The 16223-nt window shown below is 73.3% G+C and carries 16 protein-coding genes and 1 riboswitch; of the genes, 8 read left to right on the top strand and 8 right to left on the bottom strand.

Annotated features, from left to right (window positions below):
* Positions 1–71 precede the first annotated feature (71 nt).
* The 4 genes from DMA15_RS07910 to DMA15_RS07895 form a co-directional block, all read right to left on the bottom strand.
* A complete protein-coding gene (locus DMA15_RS07910) occupies positions 72–1580 on the bottom strand; it encodes a cobyric acid synthase (protein ID WP_125511938.1) in 1509 nt (502 codons plus the stop codon).
* Positions 1577–2548, bottom strand: a complete 972-nt coding sequence (locus DMA15_RS07905) for a cobalamin biosynthesis protein (RefSeq protein ID WP_125511937.1) — start codon at positions 2546–2548, stop codon at positions 1577–1579. Before DMA15_RS07905 ends, DMA15_RS07910 begins: the two co-directional genes overlap by 4 nt.
* Positions 2549–2657: 109 nt before the next feature.
* Positions 2658–2795, bottom strand: a riboswitch (cobalamin riboswitch).
* 138 nt (positions 2796–2933) lie between these two features.
* Positions 2934–3164: a hypothetical protein gene (locus DMA15_RS07900; protein WP_125511936.1), complete on the bottom strand. Its 231-nt coding sequence runs from the start codon at positions 3162–3164 to the stop codon at positions 2934–2936.
* 12 nt (positions 3165–3176) lie between these two features.
* Positions 3177–4478 carry an inorganic phosphate transporter gene (locus DMA15_RS07895; RefSeq protein WP_125511935.1) on the bottom strand — a complete coding sequence of 434 codons (1302 nt, stop codon included), beginning with the start codon at positions 4476–4478 and terminating at the stop codon, positions 3177–3179.
* Between the two features lie 303 nt (positions 4479–4781).
* Between DMA15_RS07895 and DMA15_RS07890 the strand changes: the two genes are divergently transcribed.
* The 3 genes from DMA15_RS07890 to DMA15_RS07880 all read left to right on the top strand — a co-directional run bounded on the left by DMA15_RS07890 (position 4782) and on the right by DMA15_RS07880 (position 8295).
* Positions 4782–5459 (top strand): class II aldolase/adducin family protein, encoded by a 678-nt coding sequence (locus DMA15_RS07890; protein WP_125511934.1) that lies wholly within the window; start codon positions 4782–4784, stop codon positions 5457–5459.
* Between the two features lie 99 nt (positions 5460–5558).
* Positions 5559–6695 carry a hypothetical protein gene (locus tag DMA15_RS07885; RefSeq protein WP_125511933.1) on the top strand — a complete coding sequence of 379 codons (1137 nt, stop codon included), beginning with the start codon at positions 5559–5561 and terminating at the stop codon, positions 6693–6695.
* Between the two features lie 100 nt (positions 6696–6795).
* Positions 6796–8295, top strand: a complete 1500-nt coding sequence (locus tag DMA15_RS07880; protein WP_164551707.1) for a hypothetical protein — start codon at positions 6796–6798, stop codon at positions 8293–8295.
* A 3-nt stretch (positions 8296–8298) separates the two neighbouring features.
* Here DMA15_RS07880 and DMA15_RS07875 read toward each other — a convergent pair whose 3' ends face one another.
* On the bottom strand, positions 8299–8712 hold the full coding sequence (locus tag DMA15_RS07875; RefSeq protein ID WP_125517413.1) for a VOC family protein: 414 nt from the start codon (positions 8710–8712) through the stop codon (positions 8299–8301).
* A gap of 71 nt (positions 8713–8783) precedes the next feature.
* On the bottom strand, positions 8784–9674 hold the full coding sequence (locus DMA15_RS07870) for a neutral zinc metallopeptidase (RefSeq protein WP_125511932.1): 891 nt from the start codon (positions 9672–9674) through the stop codon (positions 8784–8786).
* Between the two features lie 230 nt (positions 9675–9904).
* On the opposite strand from DMA15_RS07870, the gene DMA15_RS07865 reads away from it, so the two are divergent.
* The 4 genes from DMA15_RS07865 to DMA15_RS07850 all read left to right on the top strand — a co-directional run bounded on the left by DMA15_RS07865 (position 9905) and on the right by DMA15_RS07850 (position 13983).
* Complete coding sequence (locus tag DMA15_RS07865) at positions 9905–10750, top strand: PQQ-like beta-propeller repeat protein (RefSeq protein WP_240659710.1); 846 nt, start codon at positions 9905–9907, stop codon at positions 10748–10750.
* A gap of 120 nt (positions 10751–10870) precedes the next feature.
* Entirely contained in the window at positions 10871–12469 is a 1599-nt protein-coding gene (gene abc-f, locus DMA15_RS07860) for a ribosomal protection-like ABC-F family protein (RefSeq protein WP_125511931.1), read from the top strand.
* 353 nt (positions 12470–12822) lie between these two features.
* Positions 12823–13044 (top strand): helix-turn-helix domain-containing protein, encoded by a 222-nt coding sequence (locus tag DMA15_RS07855; RefSeq protein WP_055550175.1) that lies wholly within the window; start codon positions 12823–12825, stop codon positions 13042–13044.
* Positions 13045–13179: 135 nt separating this feature from the next.
* On the top strand, positions 13180–13983 hold the full coding sequence (locus DMA15_RS07850; protein ID WP_125511930.1) for an enoyl-CoA hydratase/isomerase family protein: 804 nt from the start codon (positions 13180–13182) through the stop codon (positions 13981–13983).
* A 70-nt stretch (positions 13984–14053) separates the two neighbouring features.
* Here the strand turns inward: DMA15_RS07850 and DMA15_RS07845 are convergent, their stop codons facing one another.
* The gene (locus tag DMA15_RS07845; RefSeq protein WP_125511929.1) at positions 14054–14581 is read right to left on the bottom strand and encodes a hypothetical protein; all 528 of its coding nucleotides are present in this window, start codon (positions 14579–14581) and stop codon (positions 14054–14056) included.
* A gap of 309 nt (positions 14582–14890) precedes the next feature.
* The gene (locus DMA15_RS07840; protein ID WP_125511928.1) at positions 14891–15607 is read right to left on the bottom strand and encodes a nucleopolyhedrovirus P10 family protein; all 717 of its coding nucleotides are present in this window, start codon (positions 15605–15607) and stop codon (positions 14891–14893) included.
* A gap of 95 nt (positions 15608–15702) precedes the next feature.
* Here DMA15_RS07840 and DMA15_RS07835 point away from each other — a divergent pair, with 95 nt between their 5' ends.
* Entirely contained in the window at positions 15703–16191 is a 489-nt protein-coding gene (locus DMA15_RS07835; RefSeq protein WP_125511927.1) for an Asp23/Gls24 family envelope stress response protein, read from the top strand.
* Positions 16192–16223 lie beyond the last annotated feature (32 nt).

The raw sequence follows: 16223 nt of genomic DNA, 5'->3' as shown, positions 1-16223 counted from the left end.
AGCCTCCTTGAAGCGGTGGTGCGGTGCGGCGCTCACGAGAGCGCCCGCGAGTACGGCGCCCACGAGGGCGCTCACGACGGCGCTCCGGGCGCGATGAACGGCAGCCCGGCCGGCGCCCCGTTCTCGATCAGGCCAAGCAGCGCGTCCGTGTCCGCGTGTTCTTCGATCAGGTCGCCGAGCAGGTCGAGCTGTTCCTCGCGCAGCGCGCCGAAGCAGGTGTCGGGCGCGGGCACGAAACGGCGCCCCGCCGCACGCGCCACCTCGGTGAGGAACCGGCGCCGGAACGCGTCGCTCTCCAGCGACCCGTGCCAGTGCGTGCCCCACACCTCGCCGACCCGGCAGCCGTCGAGGAAGGGCTCCCCGCCCCTGACGTCGGCGACGCCATGATGGATCTCGTACCCCTCGACCCGCTCGCCGAGGGCCTCGCCCACCGGTCTCGCCAGGGTCTTCTCGCGGGCGAACCGCACCCGCACCGGCAGCAGCCCGAGCCCGTCCACCGAGCCCGCGCGCGACTCGACCTCGTCCTCGATGTGCTCGCCGAGGAGCTGGAAGCCACCGCAGATCCCGAGCACCGGCCGCCCCTCGGCGGCGCGGCGCGCCAGGGCGTCCGCGAGGCCGCGCTCGCGCAGCCACTCAAGGGCCCGCACGGTCCCGCGCGTGCCCGGTACGACCACGAGGTCGGCGTCGACGAGTTCCTCGGCGCGGTCCACGAACCGCACGACGACCCCCGGCTCGGCGGCGAGCGCGTCCACGTCCGTGAAGTTGGACATCAGCGGCACCGCGCAGACCGCGACCCGCAGCACGTCCTCGCCGACCGGCGGCGCCACCACGGACTCCCGCACGGCACCCCGCAGGGAGACCCGCAGACCGTCCTCCTCGTCGATGCCGAGCCCGTGCCGGAACGGCAGCACACCGAACGTGCGCCGCCCGGTGAGTCCGTGCAGCATGTCGAGGCCGGGTTCGAGGAGCGAGACATCGCCCCGGAACTTGTTGACGAGATACCCGGCGACCAGCTCCTGGTCGGCCGCGCTCAGCAGCGCCGTCGTCCCGAAGAAGGACGCGAAGACCCCGCCCCGGTCGATGTCACCGACCACCAGGACGGGGAAGCGGGCGGCGCGCGCGATCCCCATGTTCACGATGTCGGTGCGCCGCAGATTGATCTCGGCGGGACTGCCCGCCCCTTCACAGATCACGGCGTCATAGCTGCCCCGCAACTCCTCAAGGCATCCCACGACGGTGTCGAGCAGCGCGGCCTGACGCCCCCCGTGGTAGCCGCGCGCACTCATCTCGCCCACCGGCTTGCCCATGAGCACGACCTGACTGGAGCGGTCGCTGCCCGGCTTGAGCAGTACGGGGTTCATCAGGGCGCTCGGCTCGACACGGGCGGCCTGCGCCTGCATGGCCTGCGCCCGTCCGATCTCGGCCCCCTCGCGGGTGACGAACGAGTTGAGGGACATGTTCTGCGCCTTGAACGGCGCGACGGCCACGCCCTTGCGGGTCAGCCACCGGCAGATCCCGGCGGTGACGACACTCTTCCCGGCGTCCGAGGTGGTCCCGGCGACCAGCAGTCCGCCACTCATGAGTCTCTCCCTGACTTCGCCGACCGTGAGGTCTTCGCCGAGCGCAGCACCTGGCGGGCCGCCACCGCGGCTCCCAGCGCCAGCCAGCTCACCCGTCGGGAGAGCCGCACCGCCCGCTCGATGTCGGCCACGCGCACGTCCCGCCCGTCCCCGTTCAGGACCGGCCGGTGCTCGACCCGTCCGCCGTACGAGAGGGTCCCGCCGAGCCGCACGCCGAGCGCTCCCGCGAAGGAGGCCTCGACGGGACCGGCGTTGGGGCTGGGGTGCTGTGCGGCGTCCGCGCGCCATGCCCGTACCGCCCCTGAGGGGGAGTCCCCGGCCAGCGCCGCGAGCCCGGCGGTGAGCCGCGCCCCCGGCCACCCGAGGACGTCGTCGAGCCGGGCGGAGGCCCAGCCGTAGCGGCGGTACCTGGGTGACTTGTGGCCGACCATGGCGTCGAGGGTGTTCACGGCACGGAACGCGACGAGCCCCGGCACCCCGCCGACGGCGCCCCACACCAGCGCCCCGACCACCGCGTCGGAGGTGTTCTCGGCGACGGACTCGACGACGGCGCGCGCGATGCCGTCGGCGTCCAGCGCCTGCGGATCGCGTCCGCACAGGTGCGGCAGCCGCTCACGGGCCACCTCGATGTCACCGGCGGCAAGCGCGCCGCCGATGGCCCGCGCCTCCCGGCCGAGCGAGGTCCCGCCGACCACGGCCCAGGTCGCGGCGGCGGTCAGCGCGACGGACGCGGCGGGGGAGCGGCGTGCCAGCCGGGCGGCGAGCGCGGCGGCGCCCGCGGCGCCCCCGGCGCAGACGACGGCGTGCAGGGCGCCCCACCCGCGGTGGTCCCGCCACAGCTTCCGTTCGACGGCACCCGCCGCACGCCCGAACGCGGCGACCGGGTGGCCCCGGCGGGGATCGCCGAGCAGCAGGTCACCGAGGAGTCCGGCGGCGGCGCCGTACGCGAAGTCGCGATCGGCACTCATGGGCTCAGCCCGTCGTTGTGCGGAGAGGAGCGCTGAGGCTCGGGAACTGGTCCGGCAACGGGCGGCCGCGCATGGCGATCTGTCCTCACTCAGGGTGTCCGCGCCCTGGTTCGACGTGATCGGCGGCGAGAGTTCCTGGCTTCCGGGGAGCGTCGTGGCTTCCCGGTGACAGTGGCGGGACCGCGCCGGATTCGCACCGGCTTCCTCTTCTGCCGCCGTAGTTGGCCCCGGCAGTCCACCACGCCCCGCGAACGCCCGTCAACTCGCCGTTGACCTGCGGCGGGAGAGTGTGCGGAGCCCCACAGACGACAGCGGGGTGCGGGACGTGAAACCACGTCCCGCACCCCACCGGAAACCGCTGCCGTCAGGCGACGATGTCGTGCCGTCAGGCGACGATCAGATAGATCCCGTACGTCACGGCCGCCGCGCACAGCGCGAAGCAGGCGTACGCGCCGGTGCGCGCCAGCGCCACGGAGCCGGTTCCGGCGCCCGACGCGGACGCCGTCTCCTGCTTGGAGAGACCGATGATGCCGAGGGTGAAGAGGCCCACGAGACCCACCGTCACGGCGAGGCTGACTCCGAAGACGGAGCCGAGAGCTGCCCAGTCGATGTTCATGCTGATGTGTCCTTATACCGTCGCGGGCCGGGCGGGGTCCGCCATGGCGCCGGTCGTGGTCGAGGTCGGGGCGGCGATGGTGGCCCTGACCGGCTCGTCGGCGGAGGCGCCGACGGAGGCCAGCGGGCCCGCCGGAGGCGGCTGGACGGCGGCGATCGCGGTGGTCACGACGCCCACGGGCTCGGCGCCCGTGGTGTCGTCGTCGTGGCGGACGTCGTCGTCGGTGACGTTGGTGTGGTCGACGGCGTTGCGCCGGGAGAGCGTCCAGATGACGGCCGAGCCGGCGACCAGGAGCGTGGCGGTGGCCGCGATGCCCCAGGGGCCCTGCTGGGTGAGGAACTCGGCGCCCGCGCCGACGAGGCCGGCGGCCGGCAGGGTCAGGCCCCAGGCGACGAACATGCGGGTCGCCGTGGACCAGCGGACCACGCCGCCCTTGCGGCCGAGGCCCGCGCCCATCACGGCGCCGGAGCAGGACTGGGTGGTGGAGAGCGAGAAGCCCAGGTGCGAGGAGGCCAGGATGACCGTCGCGGCGCTGGTCTGGGCGGCGAAGCCCTGCTGCGGCTGGAGGTCGGTGAGGCCCTTGCCCATCGTGCGGATGATGCGCCAGCCGCCGAGGTAGGTGCCGAGGGCGATGGCGACACCGGCCGAGACGATGACCCACATCGGGGGGTTCGCGCCGGGGTTGAGGACACCGCCGGTGACCAGGGCGAGCGTGATGATGCCCATGGTCTTCTGCGCGTCGTTCGTGCCGTGGGCCAGCGAGACGAGGCCCGCGGAGGCGATCTGGCCGGAGCGGTAGCCCTTGGCGGTCGCCTTGGTGTCGGTGTTGCGGCCGATGCGGTACGTCAGACGCGTCGCCAGCGTCGCGGCGAGACCCGCCACGAGCGGCGCGGCGAGTGCCGGGATCAGGACCTTGGTGACGACGGTGCCGCCGTTGATCGACGACCAGCCCATCGACATGACCGCGGCGCCGATGAGGCCGCCGAAGAGCGCGTGGGAGGAGCTGGAGGGCAGGCCCACCAGCCAGGTCAGCAGGTTCCAGAGGATCGCGCCGACGAGCGCGGCGAAGATGACCTCTGTCTTGAGGCCGTCCTCGTTGACGATGCCGCCTGAGATCGTCTTGGCGACTTCGACGGAGAGGAAGGCTCCGACGAGGTTCAGCACGGCGGACATGGCCACCGCCGTCTTGGGCTTGAGAGCGCCGGTCGAGATGGTCGTCGCCATCGCGTTGGCAGTGTCGTGGAAACCGTTCGTGAAATCGAACACGAGAGCGGTGACGATCACGATCCCGAGGAGAAGCGTGATGTGTTCCATTTACCCAGGCTTCTGTTGGACGTCAGTGGCACGAGGAACGTAGGCAACCTGGGTGAACGGAAAGTGAACTGGGTCGGGCGGCGCGGTGACCCAAAGTGGAGCGCCGCCGCTCCGTCTCCATCAGGTAACTGATCACGATCGTACGGAGAGGTGCGCCGAGGCCGCCAATTCAGGCGGAGTGTCGCCTTCCACCACCCTCGTGGGCGCCCTTGCCGCGCCCCGCTCCGGCCGGTTCGCCGCGCCCTCGAAGAGATCCTTGTCACCCCGCGAGAGGGCCGCGGGAGCGGCTGGCAGGATCGCCCCATGACTGAGCAGCGGCAGGGCGCGGAGCGGGACGCCGTCGGGCGGGCGTGGGGCGAGCTGGTGGAGACGGCCCGCAGGACGGTGGCGGACGGCCTGGTGGTCGGCACCTCGGGCAATGTCTCCGTACGCGTCGGCGACACGGTTCTCGTCACGCCGAGCGGGGTGCCCTACGACCGGCTGCGGCCCGAGGACGCGCTCGGCGTCGACCTCGCGGGGCGGCGGGTCCTCGGCGACCTCGCGCCCACCAGTGAGCTGCCCATGCACCTCGCGATCTACCGTGCCACCGACGCGAGGGCCGTCGTCCACACCCACGCCGTGCACGCCACGGCCGTCTCGATGCTGGTCCCCGAGCTGCCGGGGGTCCACTACATGACGGGCGTCCTCGGCGGCCCGGTCCGCGTGGCCCCCTACGCGCTCTACGGCACGCGGGAGCTGGCCGAGAACATGCTCCGGGCCCTGCGCGACCGCACGGGCTGCCTCCTCCAGAACCACGGCACGGTCACCTACGGAGACTCCGTGTCCCAGGCGTACGACCGCACGGCGCAACTGGAATGGATGTCCCGCCTCTGGCTCACGGCCTCATCGGTACCGGGCCACACACCCACGCTGCTCTCTCCCGAGCGGCTGAGGGAGGCGGAGGAGAAGCTGAGGGGCTACGGCCAGAAGCCGTCCCCTTGAGACGCGCGGGGGCACTCGGGGGCACTCAGGGGGGACTCGGCGTCACTCGGGGAGTGCCGCCCACTGGCCCCAGGGCCCCCCGCCCCGGACACTGGGACCGTGCGCCCAGCCAAAGCGACGGCAGCGGCCGTCACCGCAGTCACAGCAGCCCTGGGGACAGCCGCGGCCGCCATCGCGGCGGGGCGGTTCGCCAGCGACGCCGCCCTCAAGGCCCCGGCGGGCCGCCCGCTGCCGACGGAGCCCCGCCTGACCGTGCACGCCACGGCCGCCGGCCAGGTCTCCCTGACCCGCGCCCTCGCGAGCCTGCGCCCCGGCACCTACGGCCTGAGCGGCAACGGCACCCACGCCGTCGTCGGCCCCGTCCTGGAGTCGGCCCCGCACGAGGCCGACACGGTCGTACGCCGCCTCGAAGCCGTCACCCACGGCACCCTGGAACCGGGCGCGAGGGTCTGGCTCACCCCGCAGGTCCACATCGGCGACCCGCACGCCGCGCTCGGCATCGACCACGCCGACATCGACATCCCCGGCGAACTCGGCGGGCTGCCCGCCTGGTTCGTACCCGGCGTCCGCGACACCTGGGTCATCACCGTGCACGGCCTCGGCACCACCCGCGAACACCCCATGGTCGTCATGGACTTCCTGCGCGGCATGCGGCTCCCCGTGCTCGACATCGCCTACCGGGGCGACCCGGGCGCGCCCCGCTCCGCGGACGGCCTCGGCCATCTCGGCGAGACGGAGTGGCGCGACCTGGACGCCGCGATCCGCTACGCCGTGCGGTACGGCGCCCGCAACGTCATCCTGCACGGCTGGTCCACCGGCGCCACCATGTGCCTGCACGCCGCCGCCCACTCCGCGCTGCGCGACCGCGTCAGCGGCCTCGTCCTCGACTCCCCGGTCCTCGACTGGGAGACCACCCTGCGCGCCCTCGCCGCGGCCCGCCGCACCCCCGGACCGCTCCTTCCGCTCGCGGTCCGCGCCGCCCAGGGCCGCACTGGCCTGCGCGGCGACCGCGTCCTCGCCGCCGCGGACCCCGGCGCGCTGAAGGTGCCGACCCTCCTCCTGCACGGCCCCGACGACGCCATCGCCCCCTGGGCCCTCTCCCGCCAACTGGCCAGGCGGCGCCCGGAACTGGTCACACTCCGCGTCGTCCCCGGCGCCCCCCACGGCGCCATGTGGAACGCCGACCCGGGGGGCTACGAAGAGGCGCTGCGCCGCTTTCTCACCCCCCTGATGTGACGGTTCGCCCGCTCTCTCCCATGCGGCCGGCGCGGCCTCCCGAAGGCCACCGCCGCCCTTCCGTTTGGGTTTTCGGACCGTCAACAGGAAGACTGCTCCCGTGACGTCCCGTACCCCGCGCGACTCCAGGCTCCGACTTGTCCGCGCCCCCTACCCGAGGGCCGAGAAGCGAGGAGAGGACCGGCGCGACCCAGCGCGACCCCTCTCCGCCGCCCCCGGCGCGGTGAGCAACCGCCGCACGCGCCGTCCCGCGCCCCGCCCGCCGGAGGGCACGCCCGCGCGCCCCGAGCTGGCCAGGAGGGCGCGCGCCGGCCTCGCCGACGCCGTGCGGGTCGCCCGCTGGGCCGACGCCGCCCTGCGCCCCGGCCCCGGCCGCACCGGCGCCAAGCCCGACGGGAACGGCACCCTCTCCGACGCCACCGCCGAACGGGCCGCCGCCGAGCTGGGGCTGACCCCCGCTCAGGTCCGCGCCGACTGGGACACCGCGCGCCTCGCGGGCCTCGTCGAGGTACACGGCGACAGCGCCCGCCCCGGCTGGCGCCTGCGCGCCTGGGACCGCGACGACACCGCCGTGCTGCGCGGCTGGGTCGCCCTCTTCGACGCCTGGTCACTGGCCCATCCGGCGCCGGACGACCTCGCCCCCGCCGCGGTCGCCGAGGTCGTCGAGGCCATGCCGCAGCTCCTGTCCTTCCTCCAGCTCTCGGCAGGCCCCGTCCCCGTGCCGCAACTGCTCGACCTGCTCGACCAGCGCGTCACGGAACTGCGCACCGAGCGCTGCGAGATCGCGTACGGCCCCCAGCTCGACACCCAGCCCGACACCCGGATCGAGGCCCGGCCCGAGCCCGACGCCGCCCCGGCCGACCGCCCGGAGGAGGCGGTACCGCTCCCGGCCCTCCTCGACTGGGCGCTGCACGGCCTCGCCGCCGTCGGCGCGCTCACCTACGCCGACGGCCAGGCCACGCTCACCCCGCTCGGCAGCTGGGCGGTCTGGGTCAAGCTGGAGCAGATCTGCGTCGCCGCGCAGAGCCCCGCGGGTCACATCGAGCAGTCCGCCGAGGAGATGCTGCGCGGCTGCGCCCGCCTGCGCCCCAACGCGGCCCGCGCCGAGTACCGCGCCTGGCTCGCCGCCCGCCCCGTCGGCAGCGCCGTCACCGACCTGCTCACCGCCGCCCGCGGCGAGGACGCCCTGCTGCGCGGACTCGCCTTCGAGGCGCTGCGGGTGGTCGGCGCCCCGGCCGAGGCGGAGGTCAGGGCCGTCGTCGACGAGGCGTCCCTGCGCCCCTACGCCCTGCTCTGGCTCGCCGAGCAGGAGGGCGCCGACCCCGAGGACGTCCACCTCGTGCTGACCCGCGAGGAGGCCACCTGGCTGTGGATCGACACCGCGGCGGCCGTCGCCGACCACGGCGAGGCCCAACTCCTCGTCCGGCACCTGGAGTCGGCGGTCCAGCCCACCGTCCCCGCCCTCATCGACGAGGTCCGCCGCGCCGGGCACCCCCGCACCGTCCAGGTCCTTGTCGCCCTCGCCGCGGCCCACCCCGACCCGGCGCTCGCCAAGGCCGTGCGCCGCGCCGCCTTCCAGGTGCACACCGGCGGCGAGTGACCCTCAGGGCTTCGGCCGGGGGGCGTAGGTCCCAAAACTCCATACGTTGCCCTCGGCGTCCCTGGCCATGTAGTCCCGCGAGCCGTAGTCCTGGTCGGTCGGGGGCATCAGGATCTCCGCGCCGTGCTCCTTGGCCCGCTGGTGGTGGGCGTCGACGTCGTCCACGACGATGTACACGCCGCTGGGCCCCGCGTCCTTCATCACCTGGTCGAAGACGCCGCCCGTGCCCTTGGAGCCGAGCATCACCATGCCGTTCCCCTGGGCCAGCTCTGCGTGCGCGATCCGGCCGCCCTCGCCCTCGTACACGTTCACCTCGGTGAAGCCGAAGGCCTCCGTCAGCTGCCGGATCGCGGCCCTCGCGTCCGCGTACAGCAGCGTGGGAAAGACGCTCGGCCGTCCACTGTCGCCGCCTGCCATGCCGATCACTCCGATCAGATGAGATCCGTACTCACTGGTGGGATCCGTACGCACGGGAACGCGACCCGCGCTCACCGGAAGGTGTCGCACTGCCCCATGTCACCGGTGCGATACCCCTGGTAGAACCACCGCTGGCGCTGCTCGGCCGAGCCGTGGGTCCAGGACTCGGGGGTGACCCGGCCCTGGAACCTCTCCTGGATCCGGTCGTCGCCCACCGCGGCCGCCGCGTCCAGGCCGTCCCGGATGTCCGCCTCGTCGAGGCTGCTGATCAGCGGCTTGCCCGTGCGCTCGTCCGGGCTGCGGGTCGCGTGCCGCGCCCAGACACCGGCGTAGCAGTCGGCCTGCAGCTCGACCTTGACCGCGTTGCTCTCGCGGCCCGTGCGCCCGTCCTGGGCGCGCCGCAGGATCCCCGTCAGGTTCTGCACGTGGTGTCCGTACTCATGGGCCACGACGTACGCCTGCGCGAAGGGGCCGCCGGTGGAGCCGAACTTCGTGCGCAGCTCGTCGAAGAAGCCCAGGTCCAGATAGACCTTCCGGTCCCCCGGGCAGTAGAAGGGGCCGACCGCCGAGGTCGCCGCGCCGCAGGCGGTGCCCACGCGGCCGGTGAACAGGACGGTCTGCGCGGGGGAGTACGAGGCCTGCCTGCGCTGGAACTCCGGGCGCCAGAAGTCCTGGACGCTGTTGACCACCGCCACGATGCGGCAGTCGTCCTTGGTGTTCGCGTCCCGGCCCGTGCGGCAGTTCTGCTGCACCTGTGCGAGGGACGAGGACGAGGCCTCGGGCTCCTCGTCGCCGGAGGAGAGGCCCAGCTGGTCGGGGCCGACTCCGAAGACGAGGCCGAGCACCAGCGCGATGAGACCGGCGATGCCGCCGCCCACGGTCGCCCGGCCGCCGGGGATCCGACTCCCGCGCACGTCCCGCACCTCGGAGGTGTCCAGATTGGCGTCGTCGTCGAACTGCATGGGCGCACCCCTCTGCGTCGCACCGGGGGCGGCACGCGCCGCCCCGCACCGAGAGCTCCGGCCACCTCATCCTGGTACGCCCGCCCCCGCCGGGCGCCGGACGGAGGTCCGAACGGGGGACGCGCACCACTTCCCGCGCCGTGTCGCACCGACACCACCGCGGCAGCCCGCGCCCCCGCCGCTACGCTCTGCGCCTGATCCGTGGGCCCGTGGTACCGAAGGGGGGCGTCATGCCGGCCACGCCACTCGCACCGACCACCGACCGACCCACCCCCCAGAGGGCACCGTCGGCACCGCCCGCATCGCCCGCGCCGTCGGCCGCCCCCGACACCGCACCGCCCGGCGTCGAAGCGCCCCCCACCCACACCGGCACCCGCATCGCCCTCCCCGTCGCCCTCGCGCTGCTCGCCCTGCCGCTCGTCACCGCCGCCCACCACTCGCGGCCCGCCCCCTACGGAGACCACCTCACCGTCCACGCGCGCGTGGACGGCGAGAACCCCCGCGTCGATCCCGGGCTGAAGGTCAGGGGGCGGGCCGTCGAGGCGTACGACACGAGGAGCGGCGAGCACCGCTGGACGTACACCCGGGAAGGGCGCCGCCCCGTCACGGTCCTGGCCGCGCCCGGGCACGCCTTCGCGCTCTGGAGCGACGGCCTGGTGACCGACACCGAGCGCGCAGGGGGCCGCTCCGTGCGCTGGCACCGCGCCATCCCCGAGAGCGCCCCCTGGCTGCGCACCCCGGCCGCACGCGACGGCGCCGGAGTCCTCCAGCCCCTCACCGCGGACACCCGGATGCTCGCGGTCGTCACCCCGCACCGCATCGCCGCCTACCGCACCGCGGACGGCGACCTGCGCTGGATCCTGCCCGCCCGCCGCGGCTGCGCCTTCGAACCGGCCCGCTCGCTGCGCCGCGACGGCGCCCTCCTGGTCGCCCAGCCCTGCGCGGGTACCACCGCGGCCTGGACCTCGCAGGTCATCGCGGTGGACGACTACGGAAGGATCGTTCCCGGCCGCACCCCGCTGGGCAACGGAGACCTGGAGCGGGGCGGCAGCGGCGGCCGGAGCCCAGAAAACTAGTTGCGTTCGCCCGTTAGAATGGCTGCCATGGCAGCTCCTCTCCTCAGTTGGACGGCGTAGACACCGGCCCCGAGCAACCAGTCGTCCTTCTCGCCGTCCACCTTGTTCAGGAGTACCCCCGTGATCACCGCTTCCGGCATCGAGCTGCGCGCCGGCGCCCGCATCCTCATCGAGAACGCCTCCTTCCGTATCGCGAAGGGCGACCGCATCGGCCTCGTCGGCCGCAACGGAGCGGGCAAGACCACCCTCACCAAGTGCCTGGCGGGCGAGGGCATCCCCGCGGGCGGCACGATCTCCCGTTCCGGAGAGGTCGGCTACCTCCCCCAGGACCCCCGCACCGGCGACCTTGACGTGCTCGCCCGCGACCGCATCCTCTCCGCGCGCGGCCTCGACACCCTGATCCGCAAGATGCGCGAGAACGAACAGCGCATCGCCAACGGCCAGGGCTCGACGCGCGACAAGGCCATGAAGCAGTACGAGCGCCAGGAGACGGAGTTCCTCACCAAGGGCGGGTACGCCGCCGAGGCCGAGGCCGCCACCATCGCCGCCGCGCTGAACCTCCCCGACCGCGTGCTCGGCCAGCCCCTGCACACGCTCTCCGGTGGTCAGCGCCGCCGCATCGAGCTGGCCCGCATCCTCTTCTCGGACGCCGACACGCTCCTCCTGGACGAGCCGACCAACCACCTCGACGCCGACTCCATCGTCTGGCTGCGGGACTACCTGAAGACGTACCGCGGCGGCTTCATCGTGATCTCCCACGACGTCGACCTCGTCGAGACGGTCGTCAACAAGGTCTTCTACCTGGACGCCAACCGCTCCGCGATCGACGTCTACAACATGGGCTGGAAGCTCTACCAGCAGCAGCGCGAGTCCGACGAGAAGCGCCGCAAGCGCGAGCGCCAGAACGCCGAGAAGAAGGCGTCCGCCCTGCACTCGCAGGCCGACAAGATGCGCGCGAAGGCCACCAAGACCGTCGCCGCCCAGAACATGGCACGCCGCGCGGACAAGCTGCTCGCCGGTCTGGAGGCCGAGCGGAGGTCCGACAAGGTCGCCAAGCTGCGCTTCCCCGAGCCCTCGCCGTGCGGCAAGACGCCGCTGATGGCCGAGGGCCTGTCGAAGTCGTACGGCTCGCTGGAGATCTTCACCGACGTCGACCTCGCCATCGACAAGGGTTCGCGCGTCGTCATCCTCGGCCTCAACGGCGCGGGCAAGACCACGCTCCTGCGACTGCTCGGCGGCGCCGAGAAGCCCGACACCGGCCAGGTCATCGAGGGCCACGGCCTCAAGCTCGGGTACTACGCCCAGGAGCACGAGACCCTGGACCCCGAGCGCACGGTCCTGGAGAACATGCGCTCGGCCGCCCCCGACCTCGACCTGGTGGAGGTGCGCAAGACGCTCGGCTCGTTCCTCTTCTCCGGGGACGACGTCGACAAGCCCGCCGGAGTGCTCTCCGGTGGTGAGAAGACCCGGCTCGCGCTCGCGACCCTCGTCGTCTCCTCGGCCAACGTCCTGCTCCTCGACGAGCCCACCAACAACCTCGACCCGGCGAGCCGCGAGGAGATCCTCGGCGCCCTGCGCACCTACAAGGGCGCGGTCGTCCTCGTCACGCACGACGAGGGCGCGGTCGAGGCGCTTCAGCCGGAGCGGATCATCCTGCTGCCGGACGGCGTCGAGGACCTGTGGGGCCAGGACTACGCGGACCTGGTGGCGCTCGCCTGAGCCGTCCACTCAGCGTGATCGAACCACTGATCCACTGAGTATGGATCATTCGGCCGAGCGGTGATCCCTCATCTGTGTGAGCCGTCCTCGTACCGAGGTGTGTCATACACGGATGTCGCGGCCGTCGGGGCATGATGCCGGGCATCCCGCCCGGCACCCCGCTGACCTGGCAATTCGTCGCGTGGTTCGGTCCGGCGTACGGAATCTCGGACGCGGAATGACGGATTCCACTCGTGGTGGGGCCCGCCTTCGCGGCAAACCTCGTCGTACCGACCTTGCCGAATGGGTGGCCAGGAAGCCCGCGAGGGGTGATCATGAGAAGTCCAGAGCGCACTTCCCATGAGGAGGCACGGGTGGCCGAGACTCTGAAGAAGGGCAGCCGGGTTACCGGCGCCGCGCGCGACAAGCTCGCGGCAGACCTGAAGAAGAAGTACGACGGTGGTGCGAGCATCCGGGCGTTGGCCGAAGAGACCGGCCGTAGCTACGGGTTCGTGCACCGGATGCTCAGTGAGTCCGGCGTCACGCTGCGGGGACGCGGCGGGGCGACGCGAGGCAAGAAGGCCGCCGCCGGCTGACGGCAGGCGACCCGCTGTACCCATGGTCCGATGGTGGCCACCCGGTCGATCGTGTGAGCGGCCGGGTGGTTACTGTGCAGTCACTTACGGGCGCTCCCGAGCACCCGGCCCGACCGCACCCCATCGGAGGCACCCATGGCTTCGTCCGAAAGCGAGCTCGCACCGGTTCTCGACAAGGACGGCGTACGCCTCACCATCGACGAGGCCGTCGCCACGGTGACGCTGACCAATCCGGCCAAACGAAACGCCCAATCTCCCGCGCTGTGGAGGGCGTTGGCCGAGGCTGGTCAGCTGCTGCCGGGCAGCGTCCGCGTCGTGGTGCTCCGCGGCGAGGGCAAGTCCTTCTCCGCGGGCCTCGACCGGCAGGCGTTCACGCCCGAGGGCTTCGACGGCGAGCCGTCCTTCCTCGATCTGGCACGCGGCGAGGACGGTGTGCTCGACGCCACGATCGCCGAGTACCAGGAAGCGTTCACCTGGTGGCGACGGAGCGACATCGTGTCCATCGCCGCCGTCCAGGGCCACGCCATCGGCGCCGGCTTCCAGCTCGCGCTCGCCTGCGATCTGCGGATCGCCGCGGACGACGTGCAGTTCGCCATGCGCGAGACCAGCCTGGGCCTGGTTCCCGACCTCACCGGCACGCACCCGCTCGTGGGGCTCGTCGGCTATGCCCGCGCCCTGGAGATCTGCGCCACCGGACGCTTCGTCCACGCGGACGAGGCCGAGCGCGTGGGCCTCGCCAACCTCGTCGTCCCCGCGGACCAACTCGACGCCGCCGCCAAGGACTTGGCGGCGGCGCTGATCTCCGCGCCCCGTGACGCCGTCATCGAGACCAAGGCACTGCTCCAGGGCGCCACGGGCCGTTCCTACGAGGACCAGCGCGTCGCCGAGCGCGCCGCACAGGGCCGCCGCCTGCGCGACCTCGCGGGCCTCGGCGACTGACGCCGGTCCCACGTCCCGGCCAGGACCCGCCGCCGGGCGCGGGGTCCTGGCCGCGACCGCTCACGTGGGCTCAGCAGCGGCTCCAGGCGCCCCAGCGGCCGTTGCCCGGGTCGACGCTGCACCAGTAACCGCTGTTGTTGACCCACACCGAGACGGCACGCCGGGCGCCGTCCTTCGCCGCCGCGCCGACGTCATCGGCCCGGCCGTTGTGCGGCATCTGCTTCCATCCGCCCGACCCCGGCCAGGCGTGCCAGATGGTGCGGCCCGGCGCGATCCCGAAACTCTCCAGGCGCGAAGAGGTCCAGGCGACGTCCAGAATGCTCGAACCGTCGCGGAAGGTGCCGGTGTAGCCGTACCGGGTCGCGCGCCAGTCGGCCGCGCCCACCCCGCCGAGCGTGACGACGGAGACGGAGTCCGGCGCCGAGCCGGTCGCTGTCAGGGCGCGCTTCGCGGCCAGTTCGCCGCCGTCGGAGGTGGCGGTGCCGGTCGCTTTCGCCGTGGAGGGCGCGGGAGCGGCCTGGGCGGTGGCGCCGACGGAGAGGCCCGCCGCCAGCACGCTCGCCGCGAGCGCGGACAGCATCCTTGTGTGTTTGTGCACGATGTCTCCCTTGGTCGCGAGGGAAAAGCTGTGAACCGAGAACGCGCACCGACGGTCTACCAGCGCTCCGGTCCCTCACCCCAGGGCGCCGCATCCGGTTGGCCGCCGAACAGGACAGTCCCGATCCGCATCACGGCCCGACCACACACTCACCACGGGCACCGCCCGCCCCACTCGGCCAATTCCCGCCCGGAGACCGCGAGCCATAACAAGACACAGTCGGCTGCCGGCGTCACGGTCCGGCAGCCGACAGCGGCGGAGAACCGCCGCACCACGAGGGGCCGCGCTCGTCGAGCGTTTCCGTACGGCCTACTCCACCGCGGTGACCAGTACGGCCACCGAAGGCTGGTCCGGCAGGACGTCGGCGACCGTCGCGCGGACCGCGAGCGCCACGTCCAGGGCGCGGTGCTCCCGGGCCGTCGCGAGTTCCACGCGCGCGTGGCGACGCGGCAGCGCGTCCGTCGCCGGGCGCTCCTCGATGTGCACGGCCGGGCCGAGCGCGCCGGTCAGCCGGGTCACCCCGGGCACCGCCAGGGCGGCCCGTCCGGCACGCGCCTCGTCGCCGTCGCCCTCGGGCGCCCGGGCCTCGCCGGTCCGGGGTTCTTCAGGGCGTACGCCACCGGGGTCGTCGCCCTCGTCGAGGAGGGCCGTCACCCGCAGATCCACCTCGGCGACCACGAGGCCGAGCCGGTCCGCCGCCTCGGAGAGCGCGGCGCGCAGCCGGTCCGCCGCGGCGGGCAGCGGCTCGCCGGTGGCGGCCGCGAACTCCGCCGTGATCCGCAGCGGCCCCGGCGGCAGCGCGCTCGGCGGTGGCGGCACGGCCGCGACGTACGAGCCGTGCGGATCGGCCGGGGCGATCCGGACCGAGCCGAGGCGTACTCCGGCGACCCGTTGCGCCGTATGGCGCAGTGCGCCGCCCGACGCCGATTCCGTCACCCATGTGCCGTCCCGCGCGCCACCCAGCGGCAGCACCCGCCCGAGGCCCAGCTGTCGGCGTACCGCCTCGGTCCAACCGTCACCCGTCATGACTCCACCCTGCCGCATCCCCGGAGCGCCGCAGCGCAACCCGTCTTAATGTGGGCAAAGAAAGCAGATCCCCTCGCGGAACGGACGGCACGGCGATGACCGACACCGGAGAGCGGAAGACGGCTCAGACGCTGGAGAAGGACTCCCCGAACCAAGGCCTGACCGGCGGCGCGGCCAGGCGCGGCGGCGGTGACCCCGGGAGCCGGGGCCGCACCACCATCGCGGACGGAGTCGTGGAGAAGATCGCCGGGCTCGCCGCGCGCGACGTCGAGGGCGTGCACGCGATGGGCGGCGGCCTCGCGCGGACCTTCGGTGCCGTGCGTGACCGGGTGCCCGGCGGCTCGAAATCCGTGTCGCGCGGGGTGAAGGCCGAGGTCGGCGAGGTGCAGACCGCCCTCGACCTGGAGATCGTCGTCGAGTACGGCGTGCCGATCGCCGATGTCACGCAGGACGTACGGGAGAACGTGATCGCGGCCGTCGAGCGCATGACCGGGCTCGAAGTCGTCGAGGTCAACATCGCGGTGAGCGATGTGAAGCTGCCCGACGAGGACGACGACGAAGAATCCCAGGGCCGCCTCCAGTAGACCTCCACCCCCAGTCGCGCCTCGTTGAGGAG

Source organism: Streptomyces sp. WAC 01529 (assembly GCF_003945545.1).
GTDB lineage: Bacteria > Actinomycetota > Actinomycetes > Streptomycetales > Streptomycetaceae > Streptomyces > Streptomyces anatolicus.
This window is presented reverse-complemented; position numbering and strand designations above follow the sequence as displayed.